A 22,441-nucleotide genomic window follows, 5' to 3' on the forward strand; every position below is an offset into this window, starting at 1 on the left:
CGGACCGTTCGGCCGCGCGGCCTTTGTTCTTGCGCCGGGCGGAACGACGCGTTCTCGCTCAGGGCGGGACGACGCGGGTCGGTCCGGCGCACCGAGGGCAGCACTCAAGCCGGCGGCCCGCGAAGCCCGAGACATGACCGACATCCTCTCCCGACCGCTGGTTCCGGTCGCGAGCGTCGAGGACGCGGAGTCGACCTACGAGGCGCTCCGCGAGTACGTGGACGCTGACGCCGAGATCCACGTCGTCAACGTGATCGAGAAGGCCGGCGGCGCGCCCGACAAAGCGGGCGTCGAACAGCGCGAACTGGCGGCCGAGGAGGCGTTCTCTCTGTTTCGGGACCGCGCCGAGGCGGACGGGCTGACGGTCGAGACGGACCTGTTGTACGGGACCGACGTGGCGGCGGCGATCCGCGAGGCGGCCGCGGAGAGGAGCGCCACGTCGATCGCCTTCCGGTCTCGCGGCGGCGGCCGGATCGTCGACTTCCTCTCCGGAAGCGTCCGGACGAAGCTCGTGACGGAGGTTGACCGGCCGGTCGTCGTACTGCCCCGAGACGAGTAGCTGACGGTGCGGCGACGGCGCGTCTGACGCCCGGCGGACGGGGATTTAACCCGTCACGGCGACAACGCCGTGCGAATGAGTCCCGTGCCCGCGTCGATCGCCTGGCTGCTCATCGGCATCGCGGCCGGACTGATCGGTGCCGCGGTGATGGCCTACCCGATGTCCCGCGACGCGACCGGTTTCGTGCCCGCACGGGTCGCTACGGCGCTCGTGACGCGGTGCCGACCCGCCGACGTGCCCCTCCCGCAGGCGCTCGTGTTCCACGGCGCGGCCGGGGCGGTCACGGGGGCGGCGTACGCCGCGCTGGCAGCCGGGTTCGACAGAGTTCTGCCCGCGGTCGGCACGCTGTCCGGTGGGATCGGGTTCCCCGCACACCTGCTGGCGGCCGCGCTCGTGACCGGCGCGGTGTACCTCGTGTTTGCGGTTGCCGTGTTCCCGTACGTCGGCGGGCGCGCCTACAAGGAGCGCGACACGGAGGTGCAGGGTCGGTGGCTCCGCGCGAGTCTCGCGTTCGGCGCCGCGCTCGCGGTCACGGCGCCGGCGCTCGCCTCCCTCCTGAGGTGACGGAAGGCGTCCGCGGTCACACACGGACGCCGCCGCGGACCGTATCGCTTTTGCCGCGTCTCGGGGAGGGTTCCACATGGCGAAACAGCCGCACCTGCTCGTCGAGGAGGGCGACGTTCACGAGATCGCGATCATCCCGGGCGACCCCGGCCGCGTCGACCGCATCGCGGACCAGTGTGACGACAGCGAGGTCGTCGCACAGAACCGCGAGTACAAGGTCGTCAACGCAGAGTACGAGGGCTGCGAGCTGACGATCTGCTCGACCGGGATCGGCTGTCCCTCCGCGGCCATCGCCGTCGAGGAGCTGTCGCGCGTCGGCGTCGACACGTTCCTCCGCTGTGGCACCTGCGGCGGGCTGCAGTCGGACATCGAGATCGGGGACATGGTCGTCGCCTCCGGTGCCGCCAAGGAGGAGGGGACCTCCAAGCGCTACGAGTCGGCGAACTACCCCGCGGTGCCGGACTACGACGCGCTGACGGAACTCGTCGGCGCGGCCGAGCGCAACGGCGAGGAGGTTCACGTCGGCCCCATCGTCTCCGACGACGCCTTCTACAACGAGTCCGAGGACTTCGTCGACGACTGGGAGGACGCGAACCTGCTGGCCATCGAGATGGAGGCCGCGACCGTCTTCTCGCTGGCGCGCCGGAAGGGCCTCCGCGCCGGTGCCATCTGTACCGTGGACGGCAACCTCGTCGAGGGCACCCAGAAAGGCGCCGACTCGGACGACGAACTCCCCGAGAAGGCCAAGAACAACGTCGAGCGCGCGATCAAGATCACGCTCGAAGCGGTCACGGCGCTGTAGGCGTACCGAGCGCCGTCGACACGCTCGACGCGGTTACGGGAGGCGATGAAGCCACCGCGGTCGATAATCGGTGCAGAAACGCCGCGACCGGTGATCGGTGACAGAAATGTGCGGCGGTTTGTGAGTCCCCGCGAACCGATCTACTCCTCGTCCCCCTCGCCCATGATCTCGTCGGCGACCTCCTCGCCGTCGTCGCCGAACGCGGAGTCGACGAGGAGGTGGCCGCCGAGCGTCGACGGCGAGATGACGTGGTCCGCGCCCGCGCGACGGAGCTTGTCGACGTTCTCGCGCTGTGTCGCGGCGGCGACGATCCGGATCGAGGGGTTGAGCTGTCGCGCGGTGAGGATCGCCAGCGCGTCCTTCGCGTCGTCGTTGGTGGCGACGACGACCGCGCGTGCCTCTTCGATGTGGGCGCGCTCGAGGGGCGTCACGTCGCTCGGGTCCGCGGTGAGCGTCGGCACCTCCTGATCGTCGAGGAGGCGGGCGCTCCGGTCGTCCTCGGTGATGACCGCGAACGTGACGCCTCGCTCCGCGAGTTCTTCGAGTATCGGTTCCGTCAGGTCCCCGTATCCGAGCACGAGGACGTGGTCTTCGAGTAGGTCGAGCTGTCTGTCTGTCATTTTTCCGAGTGCCTTCGAGAGTTGCGCCTCGATCGCGGGCGTCAGCAGGACACCGAGCGCCACCGCGAACGCGGCCACGTTGATCACCAGCACCGAGATGCCGAACATGCGACCGATGTCGGTCGCCGGCGAGATGTCCCCGTAGCCGACGGTCGAGGCGGTGACGACCGTGAAGTAGAACGCGTCGACGACCGTTTCGATCCCCGAGAACTCCTCGCGGAGCGCGAAGGAGCCGAACGTCCCGTATCCCATCGCGGTGACGAGGGCGGTGCCGGCCGCCAACTGCGTGGGCGAGGGGCGGTACGTGCGCGTGAACCGCCCGCGGTTGACAAGGAGACCCGGCAGCGAGACCAGCGACAGGACGACGAGGGGATACGCGAACGCCGAGGTCTGCAGGAGCCCCTGTACCGCGGTCAGCGGAAGCAGTACCGCCGTCGAGTACCAGCCGACGCGGTAGCCACGCTTGAGTGCGTAGCCGCTGCCGAGCATTGCGAACCCCGTCAGCGTCCCCGTGAAGCCGACGGTCTGTTTCACCCAGTCCGGGACGTACGGTGCGAGCGGGCCGGCAACGCCGCCGGTCGAGATGTGGATGAGCCCGACGAGGATCGACAGCACCGCGATGGCGAACGTCAACACGATTGACGCCCGCACGGTGACCCACTCCCGGCTTAGACCCATACCCGCTCGTCGCGGACTGCGAACTTAAACGCCACGCGACGCGGGCATCGCGATGCGGACCCCATGTTGCGCTCGGTCCGGTTGCGGTCCACGCGGACCGGTGTGGACCGCCGCGGACCGCCGACGGCGGTAAGCGTTTAGGTGTGCCGGGAAAGAGGGAGAGCATGACGCTCCCGGTCGAGATCCTCTACGGGATCTACCTCGGCGTGCTGACGGGGATCGTGCCGGCGCTGGTGGCCGGCGTCCTCGGATTCGTGTTCAAGTACTTCACGGGGGTGACGATCCCCGGGTTCGGTGTCGTCGTCCTCGCGCTCGCTATCGCAGGGGTCAACGGCGGCCTGCTCGCGCTCAACGACCCGACCGTGCGCAACTCCGAGCGCGCTCCCGCGGTGCTGACCGCGATTTTGGTCGTGTTGATGCTTTCGCTGTACGCCCACGCGCAGGGTGACAAGCTCGGCGCGACGGTGCCGCGTCGGATGTCGCTGCGCACGCTTCGGGACCGCACCCTCTCCGCGGACGTTATCGAGCGCGTCGGCGGCCGTGGACAGGTCCGGATCGACATCGCCGGATCGGTCGGCGACATGGAGGGCTACCCGCCGCTCCCGGCGGCGATCCGAGCCGAGATCACCGACGACGAGTGGAAATTCCCGGCGGACGTGCCGCTCTCGGAGCTGGAAACGCGACTCGCCGACCGTCTCAAAACCGAGTACGACCTCCCGGACGTGGCCGTCACGATCGACGAGCGAGCGCGAGCGACGGTCAGCGCCGCGCCGCCGATGGGCGGGCTCTCGAAGCGCGTGCCGTCCGGCCAGCGTGCGGTCTCGGTCTCTGCGCTCGTTCCGACGGGGATCGCCCGCGGCGACGAGGTCCGCGTGTTCACCGACGACGGGGTCGTCGAGGGAACGGTGCTCTCGGCGAAGTCCGGCGGATCGACCCCAAAGCCGAGCCCGGCATCCGCCTCGCCAGCGACTGCGGCCGGAAGTGATGGGGCACCGCGGACCGACGGCGGCGAGGGCGCAGCGGCGGAGGCGCCGCCACCGAGTGCGCCGACCACCACGGGCGGGGAGGGCCGCGTCACGCTCGCCGTCGACCGCGCGGAGGCGAGCACACTGCTGGCGGCCGACCGCGGGCGGGTGCTGGTGGCCTCGCGCGGCACGCACCGGGAGTTCGAACTGACGACGCTGCTGCGCCGGGCCGGCAAGCGGTTTCGGCGGATGACGGTTCGGGCCGACGGCCCGCTCGACGGGCACTCGCTCGCGGACGCCGCGGTCCGTGAGACGTACGACGTGGTCGTCGTCGCCGCGAAGGCAGAAACGTGGACGGTCGCCCCGCGGGGCGGCGCGACGCTGTCCGCGGGCGACGAGCTGTTCGTCGTCGGAACGCGCGAGGCGCTCGACGACTTCGCTGAGGTGGCGGCGTGACGCCGGCGCTCGCAGCGGCCGGCCTCGTGATGGGCGTCACCGCCGACGGGAGCGGAGCGGTACTGCAGGCCTCCGGCGGCGCCACCTTCAACGAGCCGATGCGGGCGGCGGCGACGTTGGTCACGTTCGCGGTCGTGGCCGCGGTCGCAGCGGGGAGCGCCGCCGTCGCGTACCGGTGGTACTTCCGCGAACGCGTGGGGGAGGGCATCGCCGCGCTGGTCGGCGTCGCGGTCGTCGCGCTCTACCTCAACACGGCGTCGCTCGGGGCGGTCATCGGCGGCACCGAGTACGAACTCCTCCGGCTCGACGCGGTGTTCTTCAACGTCGTCGCCATCGGCGTCGCGGCCGCCGCGGCGCCCGTCGGACTCCACATCGGCGACGGGCTCGCGACGAACTTCTTCGCGGTCGCCGGCGGGAAGCGGCTCGAGGGGGAGGTGAGCGACGTGGTCCGGACTATCGGCCGCGTGACACCGGTGACGCTCCCCGCGGTCGACGACATCGGCGACATGGACGCCTACGAGCCGGTCGACCCCGAGACGAAGACGGAGATGGCCGAGAAGACGCTGCTGTTCCCGCGCCGGCTCACCGTCGAGGAGCTCCGCGACCGGCTCGTGACCCGGATCAAGGAGGACTACGGCGTCGGCTACGTCGACGTCGACGTGACCGCCGACGGCGAGGTGGAGTTCCTCGCGCTCGGCTCGCGGGCCGCCGGCATCGGCCCGACGCTCGCACCCGGCACGGCCGCGGTCGCGGTGACCGCCGACCCCGCCAACGCGGCGACACCAGGTGACGTGGTGCAGGTTTGGAAGCCGGGAGGCGCGGCGGACGAAGCGGAGGCGGCAGGTGCGGGGGGGACGGGGGAGTCCGGAGAGGCGGCACCGCGCCCGACGCGCGTCGCCAACGCGGAGCTCCGCGCGACCGTCGGCGACGTGGCGACGTTGGCGCTTGACGAGGCGGACGCGTCCGCGCTCGACGACCGGACGAACTACCGGCTGGCCACGCTGCCCGCGGAGCCGCGGGCCGACCGCGAGTTCGCGACCGTCCTGCGGGGAGCCGACGAGACGATGAGCGCGGTCGTCCTCGAGTCCGGGAGTCCCCTCGTCGGGACCACCGTCGCGGACGTCTCCGCGGTCGTCGCCGCGGTCCGCCCGGCCGGGGGGAGCGTGCAGGCCATCCCGCCGCGCGCCTACGCCTTCGCCGCGGGCGATACGGCCTATCTCGTCGGTCGGCCGGACGAGCTCCGTCGGTTCGAGGCGCTCGCCGCGGACACCGAGGACGGCGAGAGCGACGCCGACGGCGTCACCGGGTCCGACGACGCGGACGAGGCCGACGCGGATGACGACGCGGCGGCAACCGATGAGGCCACCGAAACGAGAACGAATCGACCCACCGACGGCGTTGACGACGGCGAGTGACGCCGGTCGGCGGCCGGCACGACCCGGTCCGCCCTACCGGCACGGAGCCGGGACGGACGCAATCCTCTTACGCGCGGCGGTGGGCTGTCCGGTATGGAGTGGAAACTGTTCGCCGACCTCTCGGAGATCGCCGGCGGACGCACGGTGACCGTCGACGCCGAACCGGGCGATACGGTCGGGGACGCGCTCGACGCCCTGCTGGCCGAACACCCCGACCTGCGCGACCGGATCATGGAGGGGGACGAACTCGCGGACCACATCAACGTCCTCGTGAACGGCTCGAACGTCGCCCACGAGGGCGGGTTGGCGACCGAGTTGGATGACGGGGACGAGCTGGCGCTTTTCCCGCCGGTCAGCGGCGGCTGACGCCACAGCGAGCAGCCGATCGGCCGCCGCGCGTAACCGGACTTTTCAAACGCGCCCGTCGCGGACGGTGACGCATGAGCGACGACGAGGGTCACGAGGACGGCGAGGAGGCTCACGGCCGCGAGGAGGAACACGCGGGCCACCACCCACCCCACCGCGAGGAGTTCTCCGAGGACCCGCTCGGACACACGCGCGTAGCGGGAGGAATGACCGTCTCGGAACTGGTCGAGCAGTACGGCCACGCCGGCATCGGCGCGGAGTCGGTCCACGAGGCGGGCGACGTGCTCGCGGAGATGCTGGGCAACGAGGACTGCACCGTCTTCCTGTCGCTGGCGGGCGCGATGGTCCCGACCGGGATGCGCGCGGTCGTCGCCGACCTGATCCGCGACGGCTACGTCGACGCGCTGGTGACGACGGGCGCGAACCTCACGCACGACTCCATCGAGGCCATCGGCGGGAAGCACCACCACGGCCGCGAGGGAGATCCCGAGAAGTCCGCCCGCGAGCACGACGAGACGCTCCGCGACGAGGAGGTCGACCGCATCTACAACGTCTACCTGCCGCAGGAGCACTTCGCGCTGTTCGAGTCGCACCTCCGCGAGGAGGTGTTCCCGCCGCTGGAGGCGGAGGGGACCGTCTCCATCGAGCGCCTCTGTCGGGAACTCGGGCGCGCGAACGCCGAGGTCAACGAGCGCGAGGGCGTGGCCGAGGCGCCGGGCGTCGCCGCGGCGGCCTACGAGAACGACGTACCGATCTACTGCCCAGCCGTTCAGGACTCGGTGCTGGGCCTACAGGCGTGGATGTACGCACAGACCGGCGACCTCACGCTGGACGCGCTCGCGGACATGACCGCGCTGACGGACCTGGCGTTCGACGCCGACGACGCCGGCTGCCTGCTGGTCGGCGGGGGGGTCCCGAAGAACTTCACCCTCCAGACGATGCTCGTCACGCCCCGCGCGTACGACTACGCCGTCCAGATCACGATGGACCCCGAGGCGACCGGCGGCCTCTCCGGCGCGAGTCTGGAGGAAGCGCGCTCGTGGGGGAAACTGGAGCGGGACGCACGCAACGCCTCCGTCCACGGCGACGCGACCGTGATGCTCCCGCTGCTGGTCGCGGCCGCCCGCGAGCGGATCGAGTAGTCCCGCTCCGCCGGCGTTCCGTGTCCATGGGCGACCGGCAAGTCCAGATTCTTCACGAACGTTTATGATTAACGAGGACGCAGGGTAGCGTGATGGCACCCGTAGTACACGAGTAGTCGGGCGGCGACGGAATCGGACGGACCGAACGGACCCACTGCCACGCGGTCGACGGACGCCCGATGGCGCGACGAGACCGCGCCACCCGGTTCGAACACCCCGGCCGAGAGCGAGACACCGAGCGGCGACCGCCCGACGACCGGTGCGGAGGCCGTGGCGCGCGCCCCGGCGACGTTCGACGCGGGCGACACGCGGCGGCTCCGCAACCTGGTGGACGACGCCAACGGCGTCGTGCGCTGACGCGCCGCTTGCGGTGCTTTTCTGAAGAACGAGCGTCGCCGCGTCGCAGTCAGAAGAGGTCGTCGACGCGATCGCGAGTCGTCGCCTCGGCGCCGGAGTTGTCCACGACGGCGTGTTCGCGCTCGAGGGGGTCGTACTCCTCGCGGAACAGCTGGTGGATCTCGAAGTCGGCGTCCGAGAGGCCGTCCCGGGCCGCGATTCGATCCTCGACGACGGACTCCTCGCACTCGACCTTGACGAGCCGGAAGGGGGCCCCGTGCTCGGCGGCGGCCGCGCGCACGTCCTCGCGGAAGCGGGCCTGCGCGAACGTGGCGTCGAGGACGATGCTCCCGCCGTCCGCGACCGCCTCCGCGGCGCGGTCGATCAGTTCGCCGTACACCCGCTCCGTCTCCGCGTCGGTGTAGTCCGGGTCCGGGAACAGCTGCTTCCGGATCGCGTCCGTGCGCAGGACCTCGCCGTCGACGTGCTCGGCGACGCGGCGCGCGACGGTCGTCTTGCCGACGCCCGGCAGGCCGCAGACGACGACCAGCGCCGGCCCGTCGTCGGTGACGGCGGCCGCGGTCGCGTCGGGATCCGCCGCGACGGCTTCGTCGGAGTCGGCGTCCGCCTCGTCCCCCGCGACCCCCGACCGCGGTCGCCCGCTCTCAGCCATCCGACTCGCTCCCCCGGATTCGCCCTCGCCCCGGCGCGGTACTCATTCGGAAGCGATCACTGGCGTAGCGTAAATGAAGGTTCCCCTCCCGCGGCCGCTCGCGACGCGGTGACACGGACCGGGGATAGCTCGGTGGGGCGGGCGACGACAGCCCGGCCCGCCCACGGAGCCGCGGACTTAACCCGACCGCGGGCGTACGACCGCGCGGCCGATGACGACGCACCGCTCCGAGCCGCCTCGGCACCGGCGATGACGAGCCCTATGAGTGCCGAGGCCGACCTTTCACGGCTACGCATCCCGCGTACCTGCCTCAGATTCCCGTCTCCAGCGCCGTCTCGACCCGCTCCAGCACCGTCAGCAGGCGCGGTTCGAGCGCCATGATCTCGTCGGTGTCGTAGATCTCCTGCTGGTCGCTCCAGAGCGCCTCGCGTGCCTCCTCGAGCAGGCCGCGGACGGTCGCGAGGCGCTCGTCCGCGGTCGCGGCGTCCCCCTCCGCGGCGGCGTCCGCGGCTGCGGTCGCCTCCTCGGCGGCCCGAGAGAGGCGGTTCAGAACCGTGTTCTCGCGCGTCGTCTCGCGGTCCGCGTCGTCGTCCTCGCCGTCTCCGCTGTCGTCCCCCGCCGCGAGTTCTCTGGCGAGGTCGCGCACCGCGGCGACCTCCTCGCGGAGGGTGGCCGCGAGGGGCCCCTTCCCGGTTTCGACGCGCTCGCGGACCGCCTCGGTGCCGTCGCCGAAGGTCCCCGGCGTGACGCGGTACGCGCCGGGGCGGCCGTCGGCGTCGACCACCTCGACCGTGTAGCGCCCCTCGCGGTGGACCGCGACGGCGAAGCGGTCCGGCTCCGTCGGCCGGCCCTCGTAGACGACGCCGGCGTAGTCCTCGACGACCCGGACCGTCTCGATCCCGCTCGCGTCGCGGCCGTCGCCGCGGATCCAGCCGGCGTCCTCGTTGGCCACGACCGTCAGGTCGCCGTCCGCGCCGGCGCGGACCGTGCCGCCCTCGTGGACGAACCCCTGCGCGAGCGGGGCGATTCCGGGCGCGTTGACCGTCAGCAGGTGATCGCCCGGCTCCACGTGCAGGGAGCCGAAGACGCCGCCGCGGGTGACCGCCGCCTCCGGATCTTCGCTCGCGAGGCGGACGGCGGCTTCCACCGGGAGCGCGAACAGGGAGACGGTCGCGGCGTCCCCGAGCGCGTCCGACCCGCTGCCGAGCGTGCCGTCGAGCGCCCCCTCCGCGCCCGCTCGGAGCTGCCGGACGCGACCGACCACGCGGTTCCGCAGCCCCGCTGGCTCGGCACCGTCGATCCGTCGGCGGTGCGCGGGGTCCGTCACGTCCGCGAGGGGATCCGCGTACCGCTCCTGCTCCCACGGGATGCCGACCGAGGTGATGTGGCTCGCGAGCCGGTCCTCCACGAATCCCGGAACCGCGAATTCGAAGCTCAACTGCGGGCCGACGAAGCCGTCCACCTCCTCGCGGACGGCGTCGAGCGGCTCCAGCGCGTAGGTCGCGTCCGCGTCCGTCGGGCTGTCCGGCGGGGCGAGCACGAGCCCCGGCCCGCGAAGGAGGATCTCCGCGGGCGGTCGCGGCAGCCCGCGCCAGTCGCCGACCGTGACGCGCTCGTCGACGAAGTCGCTCCGCTCGACGTCCAGATCGGGATGCTCGTCGAGCCGGTGGCCGTCCAACTCGGGCATCACGAAGGGGAGTCGCGCCCCCTCGCCGCGCGGGAGGCCGTAGGCGAACGGGGCGCCGATCCCCTCCGTCACCTCGATCGCGTCGTTGGTCACGTCAGAGACCCAGTCGTCGGTTGGGAGGCGCTCGAAGCTCGGAACCACGTGGTTCACCTCGCTGGCGCTGGAGTGGGAGCCAACCTCCGAGAGGACGCCGAGTCGTCGGCCGTCGCTGACGTCCGGGTCCAGAAACTCGTTGTTCGGGGTCCCCCTCGCGTGCGCGCTCGCGGACACCAGCAACGGGGCACCCGTCTCCCGGTCGAGAAACACCTGCAGGAGTTCCCAGTCGTGCCAGTGGAAGTTCACCGTGAACTGGTCGAACGCCGAGTAGAACCAGTACTGAATCGCGTCGACGCCGGGCGCCGCCTCGACGACGTTGTAGAACGCGACCGGTGCCGGCGGGGAGCCGCTCTCCGCGAACGCGGCACTGTACCCGTCGAGCGCCGCGAAGCCGTCCACTTCGCGCCTTCCGTTCGTCTCGACGACGTACGGACGCGGGTCCGTCGGGAACCACTTCTCGAGCGCCCCGAAGTAGAGGTCCGGCGCGTACCGGCGGACGCGCTCGGGAACGTCCGCGTTCGGGTCCGCGTCCGTCTCGGGACCGGTCTCGGGAGTCGCCGTTCCGTCGGGCGTCGTTGCCGCATCCGGCGGCTCGTTACCCCGCGAGGCGGTCCACGCCCCCGCGACCCCGACGCCGCCGAGCGCCGCCAGTCCGGCGTACGCGAGGAGGCGCCGGCGGCGCTCGTCGGGGCGGTCGGCGTCCGGTTCGTCCGATTCAGTCACGTGCGTTCATTGTTACCAAGGACTGGCAGCTATATCCCTGTTCCCCCGAGCGCTGGGACGCACGACGGCCGTGTCGTCATACGCAAGCTTTTGACCCCCGAGGGAAAACGCGGAGGCGAACCCGGTTCCGCGCATCATGGCTCCCGACCCCTCCATATCCGTCCTCTACGTCGACGACGACCCGGCGCTGCTCGACTTGACGGAGCAGTTTCTGGAGTCCGAGAACGACGCGCTCGCGGTCACGACCGCACAGGGCGCCAGGGCGGCGCTGGACTTGCTCGACGAGCGCTCCTTCGACGCCGTCGTCTCGGACTACCAGATGCCCGAGATGGACGGACTCGAACTCCTTCGCACGCTGCGGGAGGAGCGCGACTCGGACGTGCCGTTCATCGTCTTCACCGGGCGTGGCCGCGAGGAAGTGGCCGTCGAGGCGCTGAACCTCGGCGCCGACCGCTACCTCCAGAAGGGGGGTGACCCGACGGCCCAGTACGGGGTGCTGGTGCAGGCGATCGAACAGGAAGTCGAACACCACCGGACGCGGACCGCGCTGGAGCGCCGCGAGCAGAACCTGCGGATCACGCTGGAGTCCATCGGCGACGCGGTGATCGCCACCGACGAGACCGGAGCGATCGAGCGCATGAACGGCGTCGCCGAGGACCTGACCGGCTGGGACCGCGAGGACGCCGTCGGGCGCCCGCTCCCGGAGGTGTTCGACATCGCCAGTCAGGAGACCGGCGAGCCGATGGAGAGCCCGGTCGAGGAGGTGCTCGAGCACGGCCGGACCGTGGGGCTCGCGAACGGGACGGTCCTCCGAGCGCGCGACGGCGAGGAGCGGGTTATCGCGGACAGCGCCTCGCCGATCACCGACGAGGACGAGGTCGTCGGCGTCGTTCTGATCTTCCGGGACGTGACGGAGACGTACCGCAAGCGGGACCGGCGGCGCCGCCAGCGGGAGGCGGTCGTGGACCTCTCGACGCACGAGGCGGTCGTGGAGGGGCGCGTGGACGAGGCGGCGGCGTTTATCGACGAGACGATGACCGAGGTGCTCGAGGCCGGCCGTTCGTCCGTGTGGCTGTTCGACGACGACCGCGAGACGATGACGTGTCTGGACCTGTACGAGCGGGACGACGACGCTCACGGGTCCGGTATGACGCTGTCGGCCGAGGCGTATCCGAACTACTTCGAGGCGCTGGTGACTCACCGGTCCATCGCCGCGGCGGACGCGGCGGCGGACCCGCGGACGGCCGGGCTGACGGAGTCGTACCTCGAACCCGAGGGCATCGAGTCGATGCTCGACGCGACGGTGCGCCGCGGCGGCGAGGTCGTCGGCGTGCTGTGTGCGGAGACCGTCGGCGACTACCGCGAGTGGACCGAGGACGAGCGCCGGTTCGCGGGCGAACTGGCAGACCAGTTCGTGCTGGCACTCACGAACCGCACGCGGCGCCGTCGCGAGACCGAACTCCGACGGAAGACACGGAACGCGAGGGCGCTGTTCGAGCAGTCGCCGACGGCGGTCCTGGAGCTGTCGCCCGACCTCGAGATCCGGCGCTGGAACGACCGCGCGTCGACGCTGTTCGGCTACGACGCCGACGAGGCGGTCGGCCGACACGTCGGCGCGCTCGTCCCCGACGCGGACGAGGCGGAGGTGACGGCCTCGTGGACCGACCGCGTCCCGCGCGACGAGCCGACCTCGTTCGTCCGACGGAGCGTGACCGCGGACGGGACGGTGTGCCGCTTCGAGTGGCACGTGCAGACCGTCGTCGGGGACGACGGCGACCCGCGGAGCGTCCTCGCGTTCGTGACGCCGGTTGACGACGCGTAGACCCCCCCACCTCGGCCGGTCGGCGGTCCGAAGCCGACGACGTTCGACGCCGACCGCGCCCGAAAGCGGTAAGCCGGGGGACGCGCAACTCCGCCCATGGAAGCGTACATCCTCGACGAGGACGAGGAGAAGCTCGCCCCGGCCGTGGTCGTCGCGACGATCGCCTTGCTCGGGCTGTTCGCGTTCGGGTTCCTCTTCCTCCTCGTTCGGTCGGTCCTGTGACCCGCCCCGGGGTCGCGACCGCGCTGTGAGCGGACGTGTCGGCGCGGTCGCCACGCCGCCAGACTGACGCGAAGAGCCGGGGATCCGCGGCGTCCGGCGCGTTCCAAACCGTTTATACCCGGCCGACGGGAATCGGTGTGTATGCCGCGAGAGCAGAAGCAGGTTCGCGAACTCCAGGAGGGGAGCTACGTCATGATGGACAGCTCGCCCTGCAAGATCAACCACTACAGCACCGCGAAGCCGGGCAAGCACGGCAGCGCGAAGGCTCGCATCGAGGGGAAGGGCGTCTTCGACGACAAGAAGCGCTCGCTCTCGCAACCGGTCGACGCGAAGGTGTGGGTCCCGATAATCGAGCGGAAGCAGGGCCAGGTCGTCTCCGTCTCCGGCGACGACGCGCAGGTCATGGACCTCGACACCTACGAGACGTTCACGATGCGCATCCCGGAGGACGAGGACTTCACCTCCGACGACAACATCGAGTACCTCGAGTACGAGGGCCAGCGGAAAGTCGTCGGGTAGTCGCAATGTTCCCCGGCGCGACCGCCGACCGCGAAGCTGCTTCCTACGTGGTCGTCGGCGCGCCCCTCGACGCGACGACCACGTTTCAGCCGGGCACCCGGTTCGGACCGGACCGGATCCGGCGTTTTTCAGAGACCTTCGACGACTACGACCGCCGCACCGACAGCCGCTTCTCCGCGCTCGGCGTCCACGACGCCGGCGACGTGGCGCCGTGGGACGACGTGGAGAGCTATCTCGACCACCTCGCCGGCGAGCTCCGCGCAGCCGTCATCGACGACGCGGTCCCGCTCGCGCTCGGCGGCGAGCACACCGTCACCCACGCGGGCGTCGACGCCGTCGAACCGGACGCGCTCGTCGTGCTCGACGCACATCTCGACCTGCGGGACGCCTACGACGGCAACCCGCTGAACCACGCCTGCGTCACGCGCCGCGCGCTCGACGACCTCGGCGTCGACCGAGTCACCGTCGTCGGCGCGCGCACCGGGTCGCCCGAGGAGTGGGACCGCGCCGACGAGCCGGACGTGGAGGTCGTCGCGCCCGATGACGCCCGCGCGTGGGTCGACGGCCTCGGCCCCGACGCGTTCGCCGGCGAGTCCGTCTACCTCTCCGTCGACATCGACGGGGCCGACCCGGGCTTCGCCCCCGGCACGGGGACGATGGAGCCGTTCGGGCTCTCCCCCCGCGAGATGCGCGACGCGGTGCGGGCGGTCGCGCCCGCCGCCGCGGGGTTCGACGTCGTCGAGGTGAACGACCGCGACGACGGGCAGGCGGCGGCGCTCGGCGGGAAGCTCCTGCGGGAGTTCGTCCACGCCCACGCCGCAGCGGACCGGTAGCGCCCACGTCGCGGCGGGCGAGCAGATCGCCGCCGGAGCCGCACCCGAACCGCGGCCGGCGGGACCGCGTCAGTCGGCCGGTCCCGCAACCTCTTTCCCGACTCTCCGCCAACCGCGAGCCATGAGTCACGGACCCCTCGACGACGACGCGGTCGAGAGCTATCGGGAGGCCGGCGCGGTCCTCGTGGAGACGATGAACGAGGCCCGGGAGATGGTGGAACCGGGCGTCACCCACCTCGAGGTCGCGGAGTGGGCCGAGGACCACGTCCGCGAGGAGGGCGCCGGGCTGGCGTTTCCGGTGAACATCAGCGTCGACGAGGAGGCGTCACACGCGACGCCGGGACGAGACGACAACACCGAGTTCGGCGACGACGACATGGTCTGTCTGGACGTCGGCGTCCACGTCGACGGCTACATCGCGGACGCGGCGGTCACCGTCGACCTCTCGGGCACCGACGATCTCGTGGAGGCCTCGGAGATGGCGCTGGAGGCGGCGCTCGAGGAGGCCGGTCCCGGCGTGCCGGTCGGCGAGATCGGCGCGGCCATCGAAGACGTGATCCGCGGCTACGGCTACACGCCCGTCCTCAACCTCTCCGGGCACGGCGTCCAGAAGTACGACGCCCACACGGGGCCGAACGTCCCGAACCGCGGCGTCGACCGTTCCGTGGAGCTCGAGCCGGGACAGGCGGTCGCCATCGAGCCGTTCGCGACGGACGGCCGCGGGAAGGTCGGCGAGGGAACGACCGAGGAGATCTACGAGCAGGTGAGCGACCGGAGCGTCCGCGACCGGCGCGCTCGAAAGGCGTTAGAGCAGATTGAGGCGTTCGACGACCTCCCGTTCGCCGCGCGGTGGCTGGAGGGTACGGGCACCGAGATGGCGCTCAAGCGCCTGAAACAGAAGAACGTGGTCAAGGGGTATCCGGTGCTGAAAGAGGAGGCGGGACAGCTCGTCAGTCAGGCGGAACACACGCTGCTCGTGACCGAGGACGGTATCGAGGTCACGACCGCGGGCATCCACTCCTTCGACTAACCCCGCCGACCGCGGCCGACGCGGTCCGCGAGCGGTTCACAAAAGGGTGATCAGGCGTTGTTCATCCGCGTCGCGGTCTCGGTGTCACACTCCGTACAGGTCACGATCCGGTACGGCTCGCGCGAGAACTGCGCGTTCTCGTCCTTCTCGCTTTCCGTGCGGATCTCGACGCTCACGTCGTGGACCGTCTCGCGGTCGCACTCCGGACACACCTCGCGAACGACATCCGGGTCGGAGGGTTGTGTCGCCATGCGGACGCCACTACTCGGGAGCCGAGGATAAAGACTCGCGTCCGGGATCTGAAACGAATCGATAACTCCTGTGGCCGATTTCGGTGCGAGCGGTCCGCTCTCTAGGGTTCCGTCGACGCGACGCGGTGTGGTGGTCGGTCTACCACGCATTCGAAACCGGCTTAGCTTTCGGACGCGGTCGGGGGACCGCGCGTCGGGGCTCGGGCCGGGGGCCGTCCGGACCGAGAAGGTTGAAGGCGCGTCCCCTCCCCCTGTCGCCATGGAGCAGCTTTACGCGCCGTGGCGCATCGAGTGGGTCGAGCGGGAGACGGACCCGATCGACGGCTGTCCCTTCTGTGTCCTGCCCGACCGCGACGCCGACCGCGACTCCCGGATCGTCGCGCGCGGCGACCACAACTTCCTCCTCCTGAACAACGCGCCGTACAACCCCGGCCACGCGATGGTGATTCCCTACGACCACCTCGGCGCGTGGGGCGACCTCTCGGACGCCGCCATGCTCGAACACGGGCAGCTGAAGGCGGCGACCATCGAGGCGATGGAGGCCGCGATGGACCCCCACGGCGTCAATACGGGGATGAACCTCGGCGGGGGCGCGGCCGGCGGCTCCATCGACGACCACCTGCACACGCACGTCGTCCCGCGGTGGACCGGCGACACGAACTTCATGCCGATCGTGAGCGACACGAAGGTGATCGTCGAGGCGGTCGACCGGACGTGGGAGCACCTGCACGAGGCCTTCGCGGGGCTGGACTGTGCGATTGACGGGAGCGAGGGAGCGAGCGGGAGCGCGGACGGCGCGGACGAGGGAGCGAGCGACCCGACCGACGCGGTCCGCGTCTCCTTTTAGGCGGCCGCCCGAACGCCCGTCCATGAGCGACGGCGACCTCGGCATGCCGGTGCTGGACAACCACCTCCACCTCGACCCGCGGCACGCCCGCGGCGTCGAGGCCGTGAAGGACTTCGCGCGCGTCGGCGGTACCCACCTGCTCGTGGTCAACAAGCCCTCCTGGCACCTCGGCGTCGAGGCCGTCGAGCCCGAGGATTTCCGGGCGGTTTTCGAGGAAACCCTGGACGCGGTCGCGGACGCCACCGAGGCCCTGCCCGGCCGCGCGTGGCCGGTGCTCGGTGTCCACCCCGGGCTCATCAGCCGGCTCGTCGACGAGCGCGGCTTCTCGCCCGAGGAAGCGCGCGACCTGATGCGCGGCGGGCTGGAGGTGGCCGCGGAGTTCGTCGCGGACGGGCGCGCGCTCGCGCTCAAGTCCGGTCGGCCGCACTACGACGTGAGCGACGCGGTCTGGGGGGCCTCCAACGCCGTCACGAAGCACGCCTTCGAACTCGGCGCGGAACGCGACTGCGCGGTCCAGCTCCACACCGAGGCCAGCGAGGACCTCACGGAACTGGCCGAGTGGGCCGAGGCGCGCGGCCTCCCGGCACGGAAGGTCGTCAAGCACTACGCGTCCGGGCGGCTCCGCGGCCCGACGCCGAGCGTGATGAGCGAGAAGGACCGCCTCCTGACCGCGGCCGAGGCCGGCGAGCCGTTCCTGATGGAGACGGACTTCGTGGACGACCCCGACAAGCCGGGGATGGTGCTCGGTCCGAAGACGGTCCCGCGCCGGACGCGCTGGCTCCTGGAAGAGGGGTACGAGGCGGCCATGCGGACCGCGCACGTCGAGACGCCCCACGAGGTGTACGGGATCGACACCGAGGCGACGCTGGACCGCTGAATCTTCTCACAGCCGCCGTTTCGAGCAGTCCGTGTCACGCCGGGACGCGGAGCCGAGGGATCGGAAAGGCCTTTGAGTGGTGCGGGCGACGTTCGGGACATGACTGACGACGAGGAGGGCATAGAGACCTTCTACTCCGCCGAACGCTGGCAGAACTGGCTCGACCGCGTCGAAGAGGAGGACCTCGATCCCGAGAACGAGGACTCCGCACGGCTCCTGTTGAACCTGCAGGACGACGCCGCAATCGCGGTCGCGAAGATCCTCGCGGCCTACGAGGAGGGGCGGGTCGACGAGGACCGCGCGGTCGAGGAACTCGGCGACGTCCGCGACATCGTGCTCTCGGAGGTCGACTTCGACGACGAGGACAAGCTGATGCTGATCGACGGCGTCCAGACCTCGCTCGTCCCCGTCTTCTACGCGGCCGAGGAGTACATCGTCGCCGGCGCCACCGAGGGCGAGGTCGACGAGTTCGTCCGCGCCGCGGCCGGCGCGGAGGCCGACGAGGACCTCGACGCCGCGCTCGGCTACGTCGTGCAGGCCGGCACGCGCGTCATCGACGGCGACGCGCTGGACGTGGACCTGCTGGAGGAGTTCGAGTACGGGCTCGTCTCCGAGTGGGTCAACGGGCTCGACTCGCTCCAGTCCGCGCTCGAGGATCCGGAAGTCGTCGAAGAAGAGGGCTGAGGACGGGCGGGGTTACGGTTCCTGCGGTGCGATGAAGTAGGTCGCAGTGTCGCGCCCGTCGTCAATGATCACGGAGATGACGAAGAAGTCGCCCTCTTGTACGTTATCACCGTTTTGGAAGTCGAGTCTGAGGGTGCGTTGCTGGTTGCCACCGAACTCGACTCGAACGTTCTGGTTGTAGGCACCTCGGATCTGCATCGTCTTGCCATCGTACACTAACTGCGGTGGTGGATCCCTCGACTTCCCCTGACTTTGCCGGTTCACGTAGTAGAAATTGTACCGCATCGCTGTGATGTTCTGTGCCTCATTGTCCAGATTCTCTAACGTGATATTGACGAAGTCCCCTCCATCAGTGATGTTAGCACTTCCGAGAACGATGCTGTTCTCTCGGCTGGGATTGATCTGATCGCCGGTGTTCGACCCGCCCCGCGTATCTTGTGAACCGCGCTCAGCGGACATTTGGAACGTGAAAGTTCCGTACGGCTCGTTCACGGCGGTCGCGTTCGCCGTCACTTCCACATCTCCCGGTTCATCAGGCGTGAAGCCCACCGACGCGCGTCCATCCTCACCGGCCGTGACGGTCGTACGGGTCAGGGTCCCGTCGCTGGTGGTGAACTCGACGTCGCCGCTCACGGGATTGTTGTACTGATCTCGGAGTTCAACTGTGAGCTTCTGGGTCGCGTTCGTCCGCGCGATCGTTCCGTCCCCCTCAACGTCGACGATGTAAACGGGACTCGTCTCGCCGACCGCGCTCGCGTCGTTGCGCTCGCGGACCTCCAGTTGCGCCATGCGGAGCTCGTAGGTCCGGGTGCCGTTCAGCGTCACCTCGACGCGGCCGCCCGCGGTCGCGCTCACGTCGTCGACGCGGGGGTTCGCGAGCAGCGACTGGCCCGTCCGGTTCACCCACTCGGAGGCGGAGATCCCCGGCGGCGCGTCGAGCCGGAGCCTGATCGGGTCGTCGTTCTCGCCCGTAATCGTCACCGTCCGCTCGGTCGCGCTCACGGGGTCGGTCGTCAGCGCGACCGCGTCGCCGCCGGCCGAGACGTCACCCTCCACAAACGTGAGCGTGAGTCGGTCGCCCTGCAGCAGCGACTGTCCCGTCAACGGGATCTGGCGACCGTCGCTGTGTCTGTACGCCTGCTGGCCGGTGACGACGACCGGCTGGCCGCCGAACACGTTGTAGTCCGGCCGGAACGCGACGTCTCGGGTCGAGTAGTTCGCACCCGAGAGCGCCGTGGTGACGAACGTCCGCGTGTTCGTCGCCTCGCCGTCGACCGCGGTCACGTTCTCCAGCGTGACGTTCCGTTCCGCTGTCGCGGTCACCCTGTTGTCGGGCGGACCGGGATTGACGAATATCGCCCGGGCCGGATAGCTGACGCCGGTCCGGACCGTGGTGCCGACGCTCACGTCGCGGCCCGCGGCCGCGATCACGTCGTTCTGGAGGTCGATCATGTCCTCGCTCGCCTCCTGGTAGGCGTTGAACTCGACGCCCCGGTTCTGCTCGGGAACCACGGTTGCCTGATACAGCGAGAGCCCGATGATGAGGAATCCGAACAGGATCACCGCCCCGACCTGCACGGACTGTCCCCGATCGGCCAGGCGAAGATCCATTGTCACCCTTCACCCGTCCGAGCGTCAAAACAGTTCTCCCCGGAGCGCGGTCCGCGGAGCGTGTGCCGACCGAACGCGTCCTTCAGCCTGAAACGATCCCCAATGTACTTACGCCTCTCCCGATCCAGTGTAACCGGTGCGTGGGCAGTCGGAGACCATCGGCGTGGTGTTGCTGATGGGTGTGGTGGTGGTGGTGTCGACGACCATCGGGGTCGCGTCACTGGCGACGTTCTCGGGCGCGGACGAGCGAGCAAGCGGGGCGACGCTCCTCGACGCGACCATGAGCGACGATTTCGTGCGGATCCACCACACCGGCGGTGAGCCGCTGGATCCGGAGACCACCGAGGTCCGTCTGCAGACTCCCGAAAGAACGACAGTCTACCGGATCGCCGACGACGGGAGTCTCGACGGGAGCCCCCCTTTCTCGGCGGGCGACCGGTGGACGCTCCCGGAACCGCCGTACTCGTCCGGCGACGAGGTCACGGTCGCGGTCGTCGACACGGCCGGCAACGCGGTCCTGTTCAGCGTGACCGACCGCGTTCCGGCGGCCGCTGAGGCCGATCCCACCGCGACCCCGGCGGAGACGCCCACGTCGACGGACAGCGAAACTGCGACCGAAACTGCGACTGAAACTGCGACCGAGACGCCGACCGAAACCGCGACCGAAACGCCGCCGTCGCGGCCGCGAGGGGACGGGCTCTCGGGGCTCTCCATCTCGGACCTGACCTCCGGTGGGGGCGGCCAGACGCAGACCGTTTCGTTCACGCTCGACGGGCGGCTCCCCGCCGGCGAGACAGTCACAGTTGACCTGAGCGAGGCGCAGGACGCGAGCGGAAAGGGCAAAGGAAACGTCCGGCAGCTTCAGTACGCGAAGTCGACCGTCGACGACGACCGCGTCGACGTGGCCGCCAAGAACGACGACGCCAGCGTGACCTTCACCGCCGACGAGACGGTCGGGGACGGCGAGACGGTGACGTTCACGATCCGGAACGTCGAGGCGGCCGACGACCACTCGGCGGAGCACACGGTCGTCTTCAGTCGGTCCGACGCAGACGACTCCGACTCGACGACGTTCGTCGTTCGCGTCTCCGGTGACAAGACCGTGAGCGGCGAGAACTGGAACGGCGACCTCTACGTCGACGAGGACGTGACCGTCGGGGAAGCGAGCGTCAACGGAAACGTCACTGCCGGCGGTGACGTCACGCTCGGGGAGGACGGAGCGATCAACGGCGTCGTGACCGCGGGTGGGACCATCACCGTCGCCGAGGACGGGACGATGAACGACGCCGGTGACGCCGGCGGCGACGTGACCGTCGCCGAGGGTGGGACGATCAACGGCGACCTGGAGACCGGCGGGTCTCTCACGCTCGCCGGACCGATCAACGGGAACGTCGCCGCCGACGGGGGCGTCACGGTACAGGAGGACGGCACGGTCGAAACCGTCGACGCCGGAGGCGATGTCACCGTGAACGAGGATGGGGCCGTCTACGACGATGTCACGAGTGACGGTGCCGTGGAGGTGAACGAGGGCGGCACCATCCACGGCGAGGTCTTCGTCGGTAGTGGTGACGACATCGAGTGCGAAGAGGGCGCGACGATCAACGGACAGTCCTGTGAGGAGTACGTCGAGGAGAACTACTGATTTTTCGACGCGCGACGTAACTCCTCATCGACAAGCCCATATGCCCGCTTCGTGAAGAATCAGGCATGACCACGGTCGGCATCGACGCCATCGAGATCCGAACGGGGAAGCTGAAGCTCGACCTCCCGAACACGTTCGCGCCGGAGAAGGGCGACGACCCGGAGAAGTACACGAAGGGGCTCGGCCTACAGGACTCCTCGTTCCCGGACGTGTACGAGGACATCGTCACGATGGGTGCCAACGCGGCAAAGCAGCTGATGGACCGCAAGGGGCTGTCGCCGTCGGAGATCGGTCGGATCGACGTGGCAACCGAGTCCGCGTTCGACCACTCGAAGCCCGTCTCGACGTACATCGCGGGCTGTCTGGAGCAGGTGTACGACGGCGACTTCCGCCACGCGAACAAGGGCGAGCGAAAGTTCGCCTGCGTCGCGGGGACGCAGGCCATCGACGACGCCTACAACTGGATCCGTGCGGGGCGGAACCGCGGTCGCGCGGCGCTCGTTATCTGCACCGACACCGCGCTGTACGCCCGCGGGGACCCCGGCGAGGCGACGCAGGGCGCGGGTGCGGTCGCGATGCTCATCGATGAGGACCCGGACCTCGTGGCGCTCTCGGACGACCAGGGGTACGGCTCGATGGACGAGACGGACTTCCTGAAGCCGAACCAGCAGTTCCCCAGCGTCGACGGCAAGCGCTCGATGCAGGTGTACCTCGCCCGCATGCGCGAGGCGCTGGAGGACTACGAGTCGGTCGCGGGCAATATCGAACTGGACGACTTCCAGTACGCCCCGTTCCACACGCCGTTCCCGGGGATGGTCCGCAAGGCGGCCCTACTCGCGTACAGACACGTCATCCGCGACACGGAGCGCGAGGAGGAGCTCGCGGAGGAGATCGGCCGCCAGCCGCGCGAGGACGAGTACGAGGACCGCGAGGCCTACGAGGAGGCGATCCGCGAGCACATGGACGAGCTGAAGGACACCGAACAGTACCAGACTTGGTACGCGAAGACCGTCGAGCCGAC

At 70.1% G+C, this 22,441-nt stretch carries 22 protein-coding genes; 17 read left to right on the plus strand and 5 right to left on the minus strand.

Annotation, left to right across the window (positions count from 1 at the left end; translation table 11 throughout):
• The first annotated feature begins 133 nt into the window (after nucleotides 1-133).
• From AN233_RS09160 to AN233_RS09170, 3 genes are all read left to right on the plus strand, one after another.
• On the plus strand, nucleotides 134-559 hold the full coding sequence (locus AN233_RS09160) for a universal stress protein (RefSeq protein WP_058366490.1): 426 nt from the start codon (nucleotides 134-136) through the stop codon (nucleotides 557-559).
• Nucleotides 560-634: 75 nt separating this feature from the next.
• The gene (locus tag AN233_RS09165) at nucleotides 635-1,123 is read left to right on the plus strand and encodes a hypothetical protein (protein WP_058366491.1); all 489 of its coding nucleotides are present in this window, start codon (nucleotides 635-637) and stop codon (nucleotides 1,121-1,123) included.
• Between the two features lie 76 nt (nucleotides 1,124-1,199).
• Nucleotides 1,200-1,925 carry a nucleoside phosphorylase gene (locus AN233_RS09170; protein ID WP_058366492.1) on the plus strand — a complete coding sequence of 242 codons (726 nt, stop codon included), beginning with the start codon at nucleotides 1,200-1,202 and terminating at the stop codon, nucleotides 1,923-1,925.
• 140 nt (nucleotides 1,926-2,065) lie between these two features.
• Here AN233_RS09170 and AN233_RS09175 read toward each other — a convergent pair whose 3' ends face one another.
• Complete coding sequence (locus tag AN233_RS09175; RefSeq protein WP_058366493.1) at nucleotides 2,066-3,223, minus strand: NAD-binding protein; 1,158 nt, start codon at nucleotides 3,221-3,223, stop codon at nucleotides 2,066-2,068.
• A 164-nt stretch (nucleotides 3,224-3,387) separates the two neighbouring features.
• Here AN233_RS09175 and AN233_RS09180 point away from each other — a divergent pair, with 164 nt between their 5' ends.
• The 4 genes from AN233_RS09180 to AN233_RS09195 all read left to right on the plus strand — a co-directional run bounded on the left by AN233_RS09180 (nucleotide 3,388) and on the right by AN233_RS09195 (nucleotide 7,567).
• On the plus strand, nucleotides 3,388-4,644 hold the full coding sequence (locus tag AN233_RS09180) for a potassium channel family protein (RefSeq protein ID WP_058366494.1): 1,257 nt from the start codon (nucleotides 3,388-3,390) through the stop codon (nucleotides 4,642-4,644).
• Nucleotides 4,645-4,673: 29 nt separating this feature from the next.
• A complete protein-coding gene (locus AN233_RS09185) occupies nucleotides 4,674-6,059 on the plus strand; it encodes a hypothetical protein (RefSeq protein ID WP_058366513.1) in 1,386 nt (461 codons plus the stop codon).
• Between the two features lie 93 nt (nucleotides 6,060-6,152).
• Entirely contained in the window at nucleotides 6,153-6,425 is a 273-nt protein-coding gene (locus AN233_RS09190; RefSeq protein WP_058366495.1) for a ubiquitin-like small modifier protein 1, read from the plus strand.
• 74 nt (nucleotides 6,426-6,499) lie between these two features.
• On the plus strand, nucleotides 6,500-7,567 hold the full coding sequence (locus tag AN233_RS09195) for a deoxyhypusine synthase (RefSeq protein WP_058366496.1): 1,068 nt from the start codon (nucleotides 6,500-6,502) through the stop codon (nucleotides 7,565-7,567).
• Between the two features lie 406 nt (nucleotides 7,568-7,973).
• On the opposite strand, the gene AN233_RS09200 is transcribed toward AN233_RS09195, so the two are convergent.
• Together AN233_RS09200 and AN233_RS09205 are read right to left on the minus strand one after the other, a co-directional pair.
• Nucleotides 7,974-8,576: an AAA family ATPase gene (locus tag AN233_RS09200; RefSeq protein ID WP_058366497.1), complete on the minus strand. Its 603-nt coding sequence runs from the start codon at nucleotides 8,574-8,576 to the stop codon at nucleotides 7,974-7,976.
• Nucleotides 8,577-8,886: 310 nt separating this feature from the next.
• Nucleotides 8,887-11,082, minus strand: a complete 2,196-nt coding sequence (locus tag AN233_RS09205) for a hypothetical protein (RefSeq protein ID WP_058366498.1) — start codon at nucleotides 11,080-11,082, stop codon at nucleotides 8,887-8,889.
• 136 nt (nucleotides 11,083-11,218) lie between these two features.
• On the opposite strand from AN233_RS09205, the gene AN233_RS09210 reads away from it, so the two are divergent.
• The 5 genes from AN233_RS09210 (at nucleotide 11,219) to map (ending at nucleotide 15,508) form a co-directional block, all read left to right on the plus strand.
• Nucleotides 11,219-12,904, plus strand: coding sequence for a PAS domain S-box protein (locus tag AN233_RS09210; protein ID WP_058366499.1), 1,686 nt, complete (start codon nucleotides 11,219-11,221; stop codon nucleotides 12,902-12,904).
• Nucleotides 12,905-13,000: 96 nt separating this feature from the next.
• Nucleotides 13,001-13,126 (plus strand): hypothetical protein, encoded by a 126-nt coding sequence (locus AN233_RS18230; RefSeq protein WP_281176549.1) that lies wholly within the window; start codon nucleotides 13,001-13,003, stop codon nucleotides 13,124-13,126.
• A 141-nt stretch (nucleotides 13,127-13,267) separates the two neighbouring features.
• Complete coding sequence (locus tag AN233_RS09215; RefSeq protein ID WP_058366500.1) at nucleotides 13,268-13,645, plus strand: translation initiation factor IF-5A; 378 nt, start codon at nucleotides 13,268-13,270, stop codon at nucleotides 13,643-13,645.
• A 5-nt stretch (nucleotides 13,646-13,650) separates the two neighbouring features.
• Nucleotides 13,651-14,478: an agmatinase gene (gene speB / locus AN233_RS09220; protein WP_058366501.1), complete on the plus strand. Its 828-nt coding sequence runs from the start codon at nucleotides 13,651-13,653 to the stop codon at nucleotides 14,476-14,478.
• A gap of 121 nt (nucleotides 14,479-14,599) precedes the next feature.
• Nucleotides 14,600-15,508: a type II methionyl aminopeptidase gene (map, locus tag AN233_RS09225; RefSeq protein ID WP_058366502.1), complete on the plus strand. Its 909-nt coding sequence runs from the start codon at nucleotides 14,600-14,602 to the stop codon at nucleotides 15,506-15,508.
• A 50-nt stretch (nucleotides 15,509-15,558) separates the two neighbouring features.
• Here the strand turns inward: map and AN233_RS09230 are convergent, their stop codons facing one another.
• Nucleotides 15,559-15,759: a DUF7835 family putative zinc beta-ribbon protein gene (locus AN233_RS09230; RefSeq protein ID WP_058366503.1), complete on the minus strand. Its 201-nt coding sequence runs from the start codon at nucleotides 15,757-15,759 to the stop codon at nucleotides 15,559-15,561.
• Between the two features lie 259 nt (nucleotides 15,760-16,018).
• Here AN233_RS09230 and AN233_RS09235 point away from each other — a divergent pair, with 259 nt between their 5' ends.
• From AN233_RS09235 to AN233_RS09245, 3 genes are all read left to right on the plus strand, one after another.
• On the plus strand, nucleotides 16,019-16,606 hold the full coding sequence (locus AN233_RS09235) for an HIT family protein (RefSeq protein ID WP_058366504.1): 588 nt from the start codon (nucleotides 16,019-16,021) through the stop codon (nucleotides 16,604-16,606).
• A gap of 22 nt (nucleotides 16,607-16,628) precedes the next feature.
• Nucleotides 16,629-17,483 (plus strand): TatD family hydrolase, encoded by an 855-nt coding sequence (locus tag AN233_RS09240; protein ID WP_058366505.1) that lies wholly within the window; start codon nucleotides 16,629-16,631, stop codon nucleotides 17,481-17,483.
• A 99-nt stretch (nucleotides 17,484-17,582) separates the two neighbouring features.
• Complete coding sequence (locus AN233_RS09245) at nucleotides 17,583-18,167, plus strand: DUF2150 family protein (protein ID WP_058366506.1); 585 nt, start codon at nucleotides 17,583-17,585, stop codon at nucleotides 18,165-18,167.
• 12 nt (nucleotides 18,168-18,179) lie between these two features.
• On the opposite strand, the gene AN233_RS09250 is transcribed toward AN233_RS09245, so the two are convergent.
• Nucleotides 18,180-19,778 (minus strand): Ig-like domain-containing protein, encoded by a 1,599-nt coding sequence (locus AN233_RS09250; protein ID WP_058366507.1) that lies wholly within the window; start codon nucleotides 19,776-19,778, stop codon nucleotides 18,180-18,182.
• Between the two features lie 136 nt (nucleotides 19,779-19,914).
• Here AN233_RS09250 and AN233_RS09255 point away from each other — a divergent pair, with 136 nt between their 5' ends.
• Entirely contained in the window at nucleotides 19,915-21,420 is a 1,506-nt protein-coding gene (locus AN233_RS09255; RefSeq protein ID WP_058366508.1) for a polymer-forming cytoskeletal protein, read from the plus strand.
• Between the two features lie 65 nt (nucleotides 21,421-21,485).
• A partial coding sequence (locus AN233_RS09260; RefSeq protein WP_245626042.1) for a hydroxymethylglutaryl-CoA synthase occupies nucleotides 21,486-22,441 on the plus strand: 956 nt, incomplete at its 3' end.

Origin of the sequence: Haloparvum sedimenti (assembly GCF_001462205.1) — an archaeon.
GTDB lineage: Archaea > Halobacteriota > Halobacteria > Halobacteriales > Haloferacaceae > Haloparvum > Haloparvum sedimenti.